Source organism: Siculibacillus lacustris (genome assembly GCF_004328075.1).
Lineage (GTDB): Bacteria > Pseudomonadota > Alphaproteobacteria > Rhizobiales > Ancalomicrobiaceae > Siculibacillus > Siculibacillus lacustris.
Window position 1 is genome coordinate 1 of the sequence record NZ_SJFN01000029.1, and the last position, 14,273, is coordinate 14,273.

Below are 14,273 nucleotides of genomic sequence, written 5' to 3' on the forward strand. Positions count from 1 at the left end.
GGCCTCGCTCTCGGCGCGGGCGGCGGCGCGGACCGCGTCGCGGGCGCCGCGCAGACCTTCCGCCGCGGCCTCGCGGCGGCGGCGGGCGGCGTCGAGATCGCCGCGGCGGTCGGCGACGGCATGGCGGGCGGTGTCGATCTGGCCTTCGAGCTCGGCGAGGCGGTTGCGGCTCGACAGGCGGCGGGCGGCGGCGGTCGGGGCGTCCGCGGCGGCGGTCAGCCCGTCCCAGCGCCACAGGTCGCCGGCGGTCGAGACCAGCCGCTGGCCGGGGAGCAGACGGCGGCGCAGGCGGGCGCCGTCGGCGCGGGTGACCACGCCGATCTGGGCGAGGCGGCGGGCGAGCAGCGGCGGCGCGGCGACATGGGCAGCGAGCGTCTCGACGCCCTCGGGCAGCGCCGGATCGGCGAGGGCCGGGCCGGGATCTTCCCAATGGACCGGGGCGGCCAAGGCGTCGGAGACGTCGAGGTCATCGCCGAGCGCCGCGCCGAGCGCGGCTTCCCAGCCGGCGTCGACGACGATGCGGTCGAGGATCGGCGGCCACAGCACCCCGGCGGCGACGTCGAGGATCTTGGCCAGCGTCTTGGCCTCGGCCTCGAGCCGCGAGAGGTCGCGCTCGCGCTCGGCCAGGGCGGCGCGCGCCGCATCCTCTTCCGCCCGCGCCGCGGCCTCGACCTCCTCGGCGGTTGCGACCGAAAACTCCGCTTCGGCGGCGATCGCCGCGGCCTCCTCGACCTCGGCACGGAGGTCGTCGGGGGTGGCGCCGGCGGCGATCTCGGCGGCGAGCGCGGCGCGTTCGCGGGCGACGTCGGCGGATTCGCCCGCGAGCCGGGCGCGGCGGGCGTCGGCGTCGGTGCGGTCGCGGTCGAGCGCCCGGCGGCGGGCGGTGACGTCGGCGAGGGCGGCGAGATGGCCGGCGAGTTCGGATTCGGCGGCGGCGAGATCGTCCTGCGCGGCGGCGAGCCGATCCTCGGCCTCGGCGACGGCGGCGCCGACGTCGCGGTCCGCGGCGGTGAGTTCGTCCTCCTCCTCGGCGAGGCGGGCGAGCGCCGCATCCATGTCGGCGCCGAGAGTCTCCTCGCGGGCGAGGTCGGCGGCGATCTGGACGAGGCGGCGGTCGAGTTCTTCGAGGCGGGCTCGGATCCGGCGCTCCTCGGCGTCGACCTCGCCCATCGCCAACCGCAGGCGCTGCAGCGCGGCGGCGGCGGCGGCTTCGGCTTCGCGCAGCGCCGGCAGGGTCTGGGCGGCGGTGGCCTGATCGACGGCGGTGCGGGCCTGCTCGACGGCGCGTTCGCCGGCCTTTCGGTCGGCTTCGGCGCGCTCCCGTTCGGCCTCGTCGACGCGGTCGCGGGCATCGATCCAGCGCAGCAGCGACAGCGTCGCCTCGGCGCGGCGGATCTCGGCGGAGAGGTTGCGATAGCGCGCCGCCTGGCGGGCCTGGCGCTTCAGGGCCTCCAGCTGGATCTCGAATTCGGCCAGCACGTCCTCGACCCGGTCGAGGTTCTGGGCGGCGGCCTTGAGGCGGATCTCGGCCTCGTTGCGCCGCGAATGCAGGCCGGAGATGCCCGAGGCCTCCTCCAGCACGGCGCGCCGGGCGATCGGCTTGGCGGCGATCAGTTCGCCGATCTGGCCCTGGCGGACCATCGCCGGCGAGCGCGAGCCGGTCGAGGCGTCGGCGAACAGCAGTTGCACGTCGCGGGCGCGCACCTCGCGGCCGTTGATGCGATAGGCGGATCCCGATTCGCGCTCGATCCGCCGGGTCACTTCGAGCAGGTCGGCATCGGCGAAGGCGGCGCCGGCGCGCGGGCCGACGTCGGCGAGCGTCAGGGTCACCTCGGCCGAGTTGCGCCCGGGCCGGCGGCCGGAGCCGGAGAAGATGACGTCGTCCATGCCGGAGGCGCGCATGCTCTTGTAGGAGCTCTCGCCCATCACCCAGCGCATCGCCTCGACGAGATTCGACTTGCCGCAGCCGTTGGGGCCGACCACCCCGGTCAGCCCCGGCTCGATGCGGAACTCGGTCGGCTCGACGAAGGTCTTGAACCCGAGCAACCTGAGCTTGGTGAACTTCACCACCGGCAGTCTCCTCGGCTCGGGCCGGGCCGGGCCGAGACGCGGCGCGCGGGTCGCGCGCCGCCGCAGGCCTCACTTCAGGACGGGGGCCAGAGCCTTGTCGAGCTCCTCGACCGTCGAGATGCCGACGATCTTGCGGCCGTTGACGAAGAAGGTCGGGGTGCCGTCGATGCCGAACACGTCGGCGCCGCGGGTGCGGGTCTGGTTGAGGCCGTCGAGGGTCTTCTGATCGCCGAGACAGGCGCGGAAGGTCGAATCGGTGAAGCCGAACTGCTTGGAGAAGCGCGAGAGCGCGTCGACCGGCGCCTTGGGATCGATCCATTCGCGCTGCTTGGCGAAATAGACGTCGAGCACGTCGAAGAACTTGTCCGGCGGCGAGCAGCGCACCAGCATCGACACCGCCGCGGCGATCGGGTCGAGGGGGAACTCGCGGAACACGAAGCGGACCTTGCCGGTGTCGATGTATTTCGACTTCAGGGTCGGGAACACCGTCTCGGCGAAATGGGCGCAATGGCCGCAGGTCATCGAGGCATATTCGACGACGGTGACCGGCGCATCGGCGCTGCCGAGCACCATTTCGGGCAGCGGGCCGGCCTTGAGCAACTCGGCGGTGTCATAGGCCCCTTGCGCGGCGGCGGGCGAGGCGGCGAGGGTCGCGGCGCCGAGTACGGCGGCGGAGGTCCCGAGGAAGTGGCGGCGAGACATCGTCACGAGGCGAGATCCTTGTTGCAGAGGCGCGAGGCGGCGGGACCCGCGCGGATCACCGGTGGGGCCGTCCACCCGGACGTGCCTCATCCATAGCCCGAACGGCGCCGGACGTCGCCCCCTCGGCGACGCCTCGCGGGAACGTTATCGCCGGATTCGGGGGAAAACCGGGCGGCGAGCGGGCGTAGTCATTTGCGTTCCGGGGCGGCGACCACGGCGCGGCCGAGGCGGGCGAGTGCCTCGCGCAGGCCGTCGTCGGCGATCGGCGCGGTGAGGGCGGCGATGCGCGCTTCTTCGGCCGCCGACAGGGCGCGCAGGCGCGGCGGGCGCGGGCGTTCGCGGGTCTCGATCGGGCGCTGGACGATGCGGATGCGGCCGACCGCGGGGAAGCCGAACACCGCGTTGATCCGCTCGAGGATCTGCGGCACCTCGTGCTGGAAGAACAGGGCGCGGCCGCCCTGGCAGCGCACCGTCAGGGTCGCCGGTTCGAAACCGTCCTCGCCGCCGTCCTCGATGCGGCGCGGCCACGACAGACGTTCCGGCCGGGTGCCGGCGGCGTGCGCCGCGCCGACGATCTCCGGCCAGCGGGTGAACAGGTCGACGCCCGCGAAACCGCGTTTGCGCGCCGCGGGCTTCAGCAGTTCGACGAGATATTCGGAGACCGCCGTGGCGCCGCGGCGACCACGCGGGGCGGCACACGGGGTCGCGGACGAAGCAGCGGGCGTCTTCATGTCGTCAGTGTGGGGGTGTTCGTGGGCGGAAACAAGACGATCGGCCGCCGGGTCCGGCGCCGAACGATGCCGATCGCGTGAATCGAGCCGCCAGGGTTCTTCGAAGCCCACACACCCCGGTTCGCCGCATCCCGCACCGACCGTCGTCCCCGGCGAGCCCGCAGGGCGCGGGAAGGGGACCCAGAGGCAACACGGGAAACGCGAAGGCCTTCCAACGTACCCCATGGATCCCCTTCCCCTCCGCCGGCTGACGCCGGTTCCAGCCGGGGATGACGGCCGAGGGCGGGTGAGGCTCCCAGGCGATTGCCGTGTTCTCCCCGCCGGCGGCCCTTCCCCGACGCGGCGCGGCGCGCTAGGTCGGGGGGATGACCTCACCCTCCCCTACCCCGCCGCCCGCCGCTCTTCCCCCCGCCTCGGCCGCCGACCTCATCGCCTGGTACGACCGCCACCACCGCCGCCTGCCGTGGCGGGTCGGGCCGGCCGAACAGGCGGCGGGGCGGCGCGCCGATCCCTATCGGGTATGGCTGTCGGAAGTGATGCTGCAGCAGACCACGGTGGCGGCGGTGAAGGCCTATTTCGAGGCCTTCACGGCGCGCTGGCCGCGGGTCGAGGACCTGGCGGCGGCGCCCGACGAGGAGGTGATGAAGGCCTGGGCGGGGCTCGGCTACTATTCCCGCGCCCGCAACCTCAAGGCCTGCGCCGAACGGATCGTCGCGGTCCACGGCGGCCGCTTCCCCGAGACCGCCGCGGAACTCGCGGATCTGCCGGGCATCGGCCCCTATACCGCGGCGGCGATCGCGGCGATCGCCTTCGACGAGGCGGCGACGGTGGTCGACGGCAACGTCGAACGGGTGGTGGCGCGGCTGTTCGCGATCGAAGAGCCGATGCCGGCGGCCAAGCCGGCGATCCGCAAGGCGGCGGCGACGCTGACGCCGGCGACGCGGCCCGGCGACTTCGCCCAGGCGACGATGGACCTCGGGGCGACGATCTGCACGCCGCGCAAGCCCGCCTGTGCGCTGTGCCCGTGGGCGTCGGCCTGCCGGGCCCGGGCCCAGGGAATTGCAGAGACCCTGCCGCGGCGGGCGGCGAAGGCGGCACGGCCGATCCGCACCGGCACCTGTTTCGTGGCGATCCGCGCCGACGGGTCGATTCTCCTGCGCCGCCGGCCGCCCAAGGGCCTGCTCGGGGGGATGAGCGAGCCGCCGGGCACGGTGTGGCGGGTGGTCGGATCGGGGGCGGCGGAGGACGCGGCGACGCCGCCGCTCGCCGGGCGCTGGCGGCGGCTGATCGGCACCGTCGCCCACACCTTCACCCATTTCCATCTCGAGTTGACGGTGATGCGCGGCGAGATCGCCGCCGGCGTGGCGGCGCCGGAGGGCCACTGGTGGTCGGCCGCGAGTGCGGTCGACGGCGAGGCCCTGCCGAGCCTGTTCCGCAAGGCGATCGCGGCGGCGCGCGGCGACTGACGGTCGCAGGCGTCGGCCTCCGACCGTCGTCGCGGTTCAGGCGCTGGTGCCGAGGGAGGCGCGCATGCGTTGGCGCAACTCGTCGATGACGACGATGCGGCCGTCGCGGGAGGCGTGCCAATAGGTCCAGCCGTTGCAGGCTTCCGCCCCCTGGAGGACGGCGCCGACCCGGTGGATCGAGCCGGTGACGCCGCCCGATTCGAGCGAGCCGTCGATGCGGACCCGGGCCAGGACGGCACCGCGGGCATCGGTGAGGATCTCGCCGGCGGCGATCAGGCCGGCCTCGATCAGGGTGCCGAAGGGGATGCGGGTCTCGGCGCGCTTGCCGCGCATCAGCTCCAGCGCCTCGGCGTCGAGCGGCCGGGCGGCGTCGATGCGGGCGCGGGCGGCCTCGGCGTAGGTCGCGTCGCGCTCGATGCCGACGAAGCGGCGACCGAGCTTCTTGGCGACCGCGCCGGTGGTGCCGGTGCCGAAGAACGGATCGAGGATCACGTCGCCGGGGTTCGACGAGGCGAGCAGCACGCGGTGGAGCAGGCCTTCGGGCTTCTGGGTGGGATGGACCTTGTCGCCCTCGGCGTCCTTCAGCCGCTCGCCGCCCGAGCAGATCGGGATCAGCCAGTCGGAGCGCATCTGAGTGTCTTCGTTGAAGGCCTTCAGGGCATCGTAGTTGAAGGTATAGGTCTTGGCGCCTTCGTCGCGGCCGGCCCAGATCAGCGTCTCGTGGGCGTTCTGGAAGCGGCGGCCCTTGAAGTTGGGCATCGGGTTGGTCTTGCGCCACACCACGTCGTTGAGGATCCAGAAGCCGAGGTCCTGGAGGATGGTGCCGACGCGGAAGATGTTGTGGTAGCTGCCGATCACCCAGATCGTGCCGTTGGGCTTCAGGACCCGGCGCACCGCCATCAGCCAGGCGCGGGTGAAGGCGTCGTAGGCGGCGAAACTGTCGAACTGGTCCCAGGCGTCGTCGACCGCGTCGACCAGGCTCTGGTCGGGACGATGCAGAGCACCGGCCAGTTGGAGGTTGTAGGGCGGATCGGCGAAGACCAGATCGACCGACTTCGGCGGGAGCTTCTCGAGCTCGGCGATACTGTCGCCGATCAACACCGTGTCGAGGTAGGGGCTGAGGGCGTCGGTCGTTGAGACCGCTGCGGAAGTCTGGCCGGACGGGGCCGACCGGATACGCGACTGAGACATGGACGCCACTCGACTGATACGCGGATACTCACCAGCCCACATGGTCAACGATCGCGGTAAAGGCCGGGTAAAGGCCTCTCGTCGCGGAAATCGGTCGGCGGGGTCTTTCCGGCGCCTCGATCCCCCCCTACAAAAGGACGGTCCTTCCAACCGAGCCCGGGGAATCCATGCTCGTCATCTTCGATTGCGACGGCGTCCTCGTCGATTCCGAAATTCTCGCCGCCCGTGCCGAAGCCGAGGCGATCTCGGCGCTCGGCCTGGCGATCTCGACCCAGGAGGTGTGCCGGCGCTTCGCCGGAATGACCACCCGCGAGGTCTGGGAGACCCTGGAGCGGGAACTCGGCCGGCCGCTGCCGCCGGGCTTCCTCGAGGCGCACACGGTCCAGGTGCGCGAATTGTTCGCCCGCGAGTTGCAGCCGATCGCCGGGGTGCGGGCGGCGGTGTCGTCGCTCGAGCATCCCTATTGCGTGGCGTCCTCGACCCAGATGCCGTCGCTGGTCACCAATCTCGGGACCGCCGGTCTGGTCGATCTGTTCGCGCCGTTCATCTTCTCGGCGAGCCAGGTCAAGCGGCCGAAGCCGGCGCCGGACGTGTTCCTGTTCGCCGCCTCGCAGATGGGCGTCGATCCGGCCGACTGTCTGGTGGTCGAGGATTCGCCTACCGGGGTCGCGGCGGCGCGACGGGCCGGGATGCGGGTGGTCGGGTTCACCGGCGGCGCTCACGTCACCGCCGGTCAGGGCGAACGGCTGCGGGCGGCGGGGGCCTCGGCGCTGTTCTCGACGATGCGCGACCTCGCCGATGTGGTCGGCCGGCACGCGCCGGCCAAGGTGGCGTGAGGCGAACGGGCGGAGGCGGGGTGGGCATGTATCCGGTGGCGATCGACACTCCGGAGGCGGTGGCCTTCGAGACCTTCGACGATGCGGGGGCGGCGGTCGCCCGCCTGATCGACCTCTACGACCGCTCGATCGCCTTCCTCAACCAGCGCCTCGGGGCGCTGGTGGCGAGCGCAGCGCCGGAAGGCCGCGTCCGCGCCTTCTATCCCGAGATCCGGATCACCATCGACACCCACGCCCGGCTCGATTCGCGCCTCGCCTTCGGCTACGTCCAGGCGCCGGGCACCTATTCGACGACGGTGACGCGGCCCGATCTGTTCTCCCGCTATCTCGGCGTGCAGATCGAGCAACTGCTGAAGAACCACGGCGTCGGCGTCGAGATCGGCCTGTCGGACCTGCCGATCCCGCTGCATTTCGCCCTGCTCAGCGACACGCCGCTGTCCTTCGAAGTGGCCGAGCGGCTGGGACGGCCGTTGCGCGACATCTTCGACGTGCCGGATCTGCACGTCACCGACGACGCGATCGTCAACGGCACCTTCGCCAATCGCGGCGGGGTCGGGCCGCTCGCCCCCTTCACCGCGCCGCGGGTCGACTATTCGCTGCACCGGCTGGCGCACTACACCGCGACCCGGCCGGAGCATTTCCAGAACTACGTGCTGTTCACCAACTACCAGTTCTACATCGACGAATTCATCGCCTTCGCCCGCGCCGCGATCGAAGATCCGGCGAGCGATTACGAGAGTTTCGTCGAGCCGGGCAACGTGGTGTGGCGGCGCGGGGTCGCCGGTCCGGTCGAGGGCACGGCGCCGGTGCGGCTGCCGCAGATGCCGGCCTATCACCTGACCCGGCGCGGCCATTCCGGCATCACCATGGTCAACATCGGCATCGGCCCGTCCAACGCCAAGACCATCACCGATCACGTCGCGGTGCTGCGTCCCCACGCCTGGGTGATGCTCGGCCACTGCGCCGGGCTGCGCAACACCCAGAAGCTCGGCGACTACGTGCTCGCCCACGGTTACGTCCGCGACGACCACGTGCTCGACGCCGATCTGCCGCTGTGGGCGCCGATCCCGGCGCTGGCCGAGATCCAGGTGGCGCTCGAGCAGGCGGTGGCGGAAGTCACCGGGCTGACCGGCTGGGAACTCAAGACGGTGATGCGCACCGGCACGGTCGCGACCATCGACAACCGCAACTGGGAACTGCGCGACCAGCAGGAGCTGATCGAACGTTTCTCGCAGTCGCGGGCGATCGCGCTCGACATGGAATCGGCGACCATCGCCGCCAACGGTTTCCGCTTCCGGGTGCCCTACGGCACGCTGTTGTGCGTCTCCGACAAGCCGCTGCACGGCGAGTTGAAGCTCCCCGGCATGGCGAGCGAGTTCTATTCGCGCCAGGTCGGCCAGCACCTCAGGATCGGCATCCGGGCGATGGAGAAACTGCGCGCCCAGCCCGCCGAGAAGATCCACTCGAGGAAGCTCCGCAGCTTCGAGGAAGTGGCGTTCCAGTAACCGGCGGCGCGGCGAAGCCTCGCCCTTTGGTAAGGTCCTCGCGGATGCCCGGCGCCGTCCCGTCGCCCTTTTCGATCGCCGTGGCCGGTGAGGCGCGTGTCGACGATCTGAGCTTCCGCCAGGAGGACATTCTCGGCGTCGAGATCCGCGATCGGCGGTTCACCGCCTGCACCTTCCAGGACTGTGACTTCGAAGGCAGCCGTTTCGTCGCCTGCGAATTCCTCGACTGTCGCTTCGCCAGCAGCAAATTTCGCGAGGCGAAGTTCATCGGCTGCAAATTCGGCAGCGGCGGCGATTCGCGGCCGATCAGCTGGCGGTTCTGCGACCTGTCGCAGGCGCTGTTCGAGGACTGCGGCCTGTCGAACAACCTGATCGACAAGGGCAAGGCCTTCGAAACGAGCTTCGTCCGCTGCGCCTGCCTCGGCCTGAAGTTCGATGCCGAGGTCCATCGTCACATCGGCAAGCAACTCTTGGTCGGCAGCGTTCGGTTCCGCGACTGCCGGATGCAGTTCGCGGCCTTCGCCCAGGCGAACTACGAAGCCAGCGTCTTCGAGAGCTGCGATCTGCGCGACGTCGATTTTTCGCGCGGCAACTACACCCGGGTGAGCTTCCGCGGCTCGGTGCTGCACAACGCCGACTTCACCGGTGCGACGCTGGACGAAGCCGATCTCAGCGGCGCCACCTTCGACAGCTTCCCGCTGGCCGAGGTGTTCTCCTTCCACGGCCTGGTGGTCGGCCGCGACCAGCAGGCGGCGATGCTGGCGTCGATCGGGATCCGGGTGGCGGGGTGAGAGGCCACGCCGACGCTCGTCCGCGAGGGTGAAAGACGAGAGCGCCCGCCGATCGCTCGACGGGCGCTCCGATGTCGAAACAGGCGGGTTTTCACTCCGCCGCTTCCGGCACCGCGTCGCCGATCACCGGGTCGTGGCCGCGCTCCAGCATCAAGAGCGCGACGAGGGTCAGCGCCGAGGCCGCGGCGAGGTACCAGCCGACGGCCTGCAGGCCCCAACCGAGCGCCAGGGTGGTGGCGAAGTAGGGGGCGAGCGAGGCGCCGAAGATGCCGGCGAGGTTGAAGGCCAGCGACGCGCCGGTGTAGCGCACCGCCACGGGGAAGGGCTCGGCCAGCGCCGTGCCGAGGGGGCCGTAGGTGAAGCCCATCAGCGAGAAGCCGAGGATCAGGAAGGCCAGCACGCCGAGGGTCGAGCCGGAGCCGAAGATCGGGCCGAGGGCGAAGCCGAAGGCGATCATCGCCACCGTCGTTCCGATCAGCGTCCGGGCATAGCCGAAGCGATCGGCGACCAGCGCCGAGACCGGGATCATCAGGCCGAAGAAGCACACACCGATCAACTGCAGCGGCAGGAAGGTCGACTTGGTGTAGTGCAGCGCCGTGGTGCCCCAGTTCAGGGCGAAAACGGTCATGATGTAGAACAGCACGAAGGTGGCGATCGCCCCGACGGTGCCCCACAGCAGCAGCAGCTTGTGCTCGGCGAAGACCCCGGCGATCGGCACGCGGACGCGCTCGCGCTTGGCCACCGCGGCGAGGAAGTCCGGCGTCTCGGTCAGGCGCAGGCGCACCCACAATCCGACGAAGACCAGAATCGACGAGGCGATGAACGGCAGGCGCCAGCCCCAGGCGAAGAACTCGGCGTCGCTGAGCAACGCCGACAGCGCCAGGAAGCTGCCGTTCGACAGGATGAAGCCGATCGGCGCGCCGAGCTGCGGGAACATGCCGTACCAGGCGCGTTTGCCCGCCGGTGCGTTCTCGGTGGCGAGCAGCACCGCGCCGCCCCATTCGCCGCCGAGCCCGAGGCCCTGACCGAGCCGGCACAGGGCGAGCAGCAAGGGCGCGACCACGCCGACGGTGGCATAGGTCGGCAGCACGCCGATGGCGATGGTCGACAGGCCCATGGTCATCAGCGCCGCGACCAGAGTCGCCTTGCGGCCGATGCGGTCACCGAAATGGCCGAAGATCGCCGCGCCGATCGGCCGGGCGAAGAAGGCGATCGAGAAGGTCGCGAAGGACTGCAACACCGCCGAAGCCGGATCCGAGCCGGGGAAGAACAGCTTGGGGAACACGATCACCGCGGCGGTGGCATAGATGTAGAAGTCGAAGAACTCGATCGTCGTGCCGATCAGGCTGGCGAACAGCACTCGACTGGCGGAGGACGAAACCGGTGGCGTGTTTCCCGATGCGGTCATGAGGGATCCCTCGTATTCGGTCCACGGCGACAAGTCGCGGAAAGTCCGCCTGACTATCCGAAACGATGTTCCTGTACAATTGCGATCCCGGAATAGCCGCTACCCGGCGACCGACGGCGGACTTTCACGCCTCTGCCGTCGTCGATTGCATCTGCCTACGCAAGAGGCGGAAAATCCTTCCCCTCACGACCCGAAACACCCCGCCGATGGGTGAAAAAAATCCCGCCCGAGCGGCCCCGGGCGGGAAGGAAACGTCGCGATTTCACATCGGTGCGCGCGGATCGGTCTGCCGATCGATCGTTCGCCGGGAAACTTCACTCCGCCGCGGCGGGCTTGTCCCAGCGCAGTTTCGGGCTGCGCGCGGCGCGGGTCTCGTCGAGGCGGCGACGCGGGGCGAAGCGCGGGGCGCCGGTGAAGCGTTCGGAATCGCCGCCGGTCGCGGCGAAGACCAGATCGCGCAAGGTCGCGGCGAAGAGATCGAGCGCGGCCTTGGATTCGCTCTCTGTCGGCTCGATCAGCATGGCGCCGTGGACGACCAGCGGGAAATACATGGTCATCGGGTGATAGCCTTCGTCGATCATCGCCTTGGCGAAGTCGAGGGTGGTGACGCCGGTGCCGTCGAGGAAGCGATCGTCGAACAGCACTTCGTGCATCGACGGATGATCCGGGAAGGGCAGCGTCATCACGTCCGACAGACAGGCGCGCAGGTAGTTGGCCGAAAGCACCGCGTCTTCGGAAGCCTGGCGCAGCCCGTCGGCGCCGTGGCTGAGCATGTAGGCATAGGCGCGGGTGAACATGCCCATCTGGCCGTGGAAGGCGGTCAGCCGCCCGTAGGGGGTCTCGCCGTCGGCGGTGTCCTCGGGGTTTTCGACCAGCACCGCTTCGCCGTCGGTGACCCGCACGAAGGGCAGCGGCGCGAAGGCGGCGAGGCGTTCGGAGAGCACCACCGGGCCGGCGCCGGGCCCGCCGCCGCCGTGGGGCGTCGAGAAGGTCTTGTGCAGGTTGATGTGCATGGCGTCGACGCCGAAGTCGCCGGGCCGGACCTTGCCGACGATGGCGTTGAAATTGGCGCCGTCGCAGTAGAAATAGCCGCCGGCCTCGTGGATCGCCGCGGCGATCTCGGCGACCTCGGGTTCGAAGATGCCGCAGGTGTTGGGGTTGGTCAGCATGATCGCCCCGACCCGCTCGTCGATCGCGGCGCGCACGTCGGCGGCCCCGACCGTGCCGTCGGCGCGGGCCGGCACGGCGCGGACCTCGAAGCCGATCGCCGCGGCGGTGGCCGGGTTGGTGCCGTGGGCGCTCTCGGGCACCAGCACCACCGGCTTGTCGAGGCCGCGGGCCTTCAGCGCCGCCTTGATCGCCATCATCCCGGCGAGTTCGCCGTGCGCGCCGGCCTTCGGCGACATCGCCACCGCCGCCATGCCGGTGAGTTCGGTGAGCCAGCGGCCGACCTCGCCGATCAGCTCCAGCGCGCCGGGCACGGTCGAGGTCGGCTGCAGCGGATGGACGTCGGAAAAGCCGGCGAGCCGCGCCATCTTCTCGTTGAGCCGCGGGTTGTGCTTCATGGTGCAGGAGCCGAGCGGATAGAGCCCGGCGTCGATCGAATAGTTGCGCCGCGACAGCCGCACGTAATGGCGCACCGCCTCGGGCTCGGAGAGACCGGGCAGGCCGAGCGGCGCCTTGCGGGCGAGAGAACCGAGCCGCGCTTTGGCCGCGCTCGGCGCCGGCAGATCGACGCCGGAGGTATCGGGCCGGCCGATCTCGAAGATCAGCGCCTCTTCGAGGTCGAGGGCGCGATTGCCGGTGAAGGTGCCGCGCGGGGCGGCGGTCTCGGCGGCGGCAGAGGTCGGACGCGAGGGGCGACCCTGATCGTTCATGGGCATCGGAAGCTCCTCGGGTTCAGATGGCGGCGCGGATCGCGGCGACCAGGGCGGCGCGGTCTTCCGGGGTGACGGTCTCGGTGACGGCGACGAGCAGGAGGTCGTCGAGGCCGGCGCCGGGCAACAGCCGCGACACCGGCACGCCGGCGAGGATGCCTTTTGCCGCCAGCCGCTCGACCAGCGCCGCGGCGTCGCCGGGCAGGCGGATGGTGAACTCGTTGAACAGCGTGTCGTTGAGCACCTCGACGCCGGCGATGCCGCCCAGCGCATCGGCGAGCGCCACCGCCGCCTGATGGTTGAGGGTGGCGAGCCGCGACAGGCCGGCCTCGCCGAGCAGGGTCAGGTGGATCGAGAAGGCCAGCGCGCAGAGCCCGGCGTTGGTGCAGATGTTCGAGGTCGCCTTCTCGCGGCGGATGTGCTGCTCGCGGGTCGACAGGGTCAGCACGAAGCCGCGGCGGCCCTCGGCGTCGACGGTCTCGCCGGCGAGGCGGCCGGGCATCTGGCGAACGAACTTCTTGCGGGTGGCGAACAGGCCGACATAGGGGCCGCCGAAGCCGAGCGGGTTGCCGAGGCTCTGGCCTTCGGCGACGACGATGTCGGCGCCTTGCGCCCCCGGCGGCTCGATCGCCCCGAGCGCCACCACTTCGGTGACCACCGCGACCAGCAGCGCACCGACCGCATGGGCCTTGTCGGCGATCGCCGCGAGGTCGACGAGATGGCCGAAGACGGTCGGGGTCTGGACCACGACGCAGGAGGTCTCGGCGTCGATCGCCGCGAGCAGGTCCTCGGTGGCGGTCGGGTCGGGCGGCAGGGTCACGACGGCGTCGCCGGCCATTTCCGAGAGGGTGCGGACCACCGCGGCATAGTGGGGATGGAGGCCGCCGGCCAGCACCGCCTTGCGGCGGCCGGTCAGGCGATGGGCCATCAGCACGGCTTCGCCGGTGCCGGTCGAGCCGTCGTACATCGAGGCGTTGGCGACCTCCATGCCGAGGAGGTTCGCCACCTGGGTCTGGAATTCGAACAGGACCTGGAGCGTGCCTTGGGTGATCTCGGGCTGGTAGGGCGTGTAGGAGGTCAGGAACTCGGAGCGCTGGATCAGGTGATCGACGCTGGCCGGGACGTGGTGGCGATAGGCGCCGGCGCCGACGAAGAACGGCACCGATCCGGCGACCAGGTTCTTCGCCGCGAGGCGGCCCATCACCCGCTCGACCTCGAGCTCGCCGCGCCCCTTGGGCAGATCGAGGAACCCGGCGAGGAGTTCGTCGGCGGGCACGTCGGCATAGAGCGCATCGATGCCGGATACGCCGATGCGGGCCAGCATGTCGGCGCGATCGGCGTCGGTCAGGGGGTGATAGCGCATCGCTGTCTCCATCGGTCGCGACCGCTGCGGTCGCCGGTGTGGTTCAGGCTCGGCCGAAGGGGCCGGGCGTAGGGGCATACGGGGCGGCGATTCCGTCCGGCGCCCCTGTGTTCGTCCCCTCCCCCCTTGTGGGGGAGGGACAGGGAGAGGGGTACTGGGCGGTTCGATCGAGCAACGACGCGCGGCGAGGCCGTCACCCCCCTCTCTGTCTCTCCCCCTCGAGGGGGGAGAGGACCCTGGGGAGGGGGTCTTCGGACCGCGAGGCCTGTCGAGTCTCCGAGACCCGGCGAATCTCGGCGCCTTCACGAGTCCCCGCGCCCCTGTGTTCGTCCC

At 70.9% G+C, this 14,273-nt stretch carries 11 protein-coding genes; 4 read left to right on the forward strand and 7 right to left on the reverse strand.

All coding sequences use genetic code 11. The annotated features are described in order from the left end of the window. The 3 genes from EYW49_RS16905 to EYW49_RS16915 all read right to left on the reverse strand — a co-directional run. Positions 1 to 2,067: AAA family ATPase (locus EYW49_RS16905; RefSeq protein ID WP_165498307.1), on the reverse strand; the 2,067-nt coding region annotated here is incomplete at its 3' end. A 72-nt stretch (positions 2,068 to 2,139) separates the two neighbouring features. Further along, entirely contained in the window at positions 2,140 to 2,772 is a 633-nt protein-coding gene (locus EYW49_RS16910; protein ID WP_131310853.1) for a DsbA family protein, read from the reverse strand. Between the two features lie 188 nt (positions 2,773 to 2,960). Next, positions 2,961 to 3,503: a DUF721 domain-containing protein gene (locus tag EYW49_RS16915; RefSeq protein WP_165498308.1), complete on the reverse strand. Its 543-nt coding sequence runs from the start codon at positions 3,501 to 3,503 to the stop codon at positions 2,961 to 2,963. A gap of 365 nt (positions 3,504 to 3,868) precedes the next feature. On the opposite strand from EYW49_RS16915, the gene mutY reads away from it, so the two are divergent. After that, complete coding sequence (gene mutY, locus EYW49_RS16920) at positions 3,869 to 4,969, forward strand: A/G-specific adenine glycosylase (protein WP_131310808.1); 1,101 nt, start codon at positions 3,869 to 3,871, stop codon at positions 4,967 to 4,969. A 36-nt stretch (positions 4,970 to 5,005) separates the two neighbouring features. Here mutY and EYW49_RS16925 read toward each other — a convergent pair whose 3' ends face one another. Then, complete coding sequence (locus tag EYW49_RS16925) at positions 5,006 to 6,160, reverse strand: site-specific DNA-methyltransferase (RefSeq protein ID WP_131310809.1); 1,155 nt, start codon at positions 6,158 to 6,160, stop codon at positions 5,006 to 5,008. 167 nt (positions 6,161 to 6,327) lie between these two features. On the opposite strand from EYW49_RS16925, the gene EYW49_RS16930 reads away from it, so the two are divergent. Genes EYW49_RS16930 through EYW49_RS16940 form a run of 3 tightly spaced genes read left to right on the forward strand, consistent with a single transcriptional unit; the run spans position 6,328 to position 9,292 of the window. After that, entirely contained in the window at positions 6,328 to 6,996 is a 669-nt protein-coding gene (locus EYW49_RS16930) for an HAD family hydrolase (protein ID WP_131310810.1), read from the forward strand. A gap of 26 nt (positions 6,997 to 7,022) precedes the next feature. After that, positions 7,023 to 8,501: an AMP nucleosidase gene (locus EYW49_RS16935; protein WP_131310811.1), complete on the forward strand. Its 1,479-nt coding sequence runs from the start codon at positions 7,023 to 7,025 to the stop codon at positions 8,499 to 8,501. A gap of 44 nt (positions 8,502 to 8,545) precedes the next feature. Next, entirely contained in the window at positions 8,546 to 9,292 is a 747-nt protein-coding gene (locus EYW49_RS16940; RefSeq protein ID WP_131310812.1) for a pentapeptide repeat-containing protein, read from the forward strand. A gap of 91 nt (positions 9,293 to 9,383) precedes the next feature. On the opposite strand, the gene EYW49_RS16945 is transcribed toward EYW49_RS16940, so the two are convergent. The 3 genes from EYW49_RS16945 to gcvPA form a co-directional block, all read right to left on the reverse strand. Continuing rightward, positions 9,384 to 10,700 carry an MFS transporter gene (locus EYW49_RS16945; RefSeq protein WP_131310813.1) on the reverse strand — a complete coding sequence of 439 codons (1,317 nt, stop codon included), beginning with the start codon at positions 10,698 to 10,700 and terminating at the stop codon, positions 9,384 to 9,386. A 314-nt stretch (positions 10,701 to 11,014) separates the two neighbouring features. Further along, the gene (gene gcvPB, locus EYW49_RS16950) at positions 11,015 to 12,583 is read right to left on the reverse strand and encodes an aminomethyl-transferring glycine dehydrogenase subunit GcvPB (protein ID WP_131310814.1); all 1,569 of its coding nucleotides are present in this window, start codon (positions 12,581 to 12,583) and stop codon (positions 11,015 to 11,017) included. 16 nt (positions 12,584 to 12,599) lie between these two features. Beyond that, entirely contained in the window at positions 12,600 to 13,940 is a 1,341-nt protein-coding gene (gene gcvPA, locus EYW49_RS16955) for an aminomethyl-transferring glycine dehydrogenase subunit GcvPA (RefSeq protein WP_131310815.1), read from the reverse strand. Between the last annotated feature and the right edge of the window lie 333 nt (positions 13,941 to 14,273).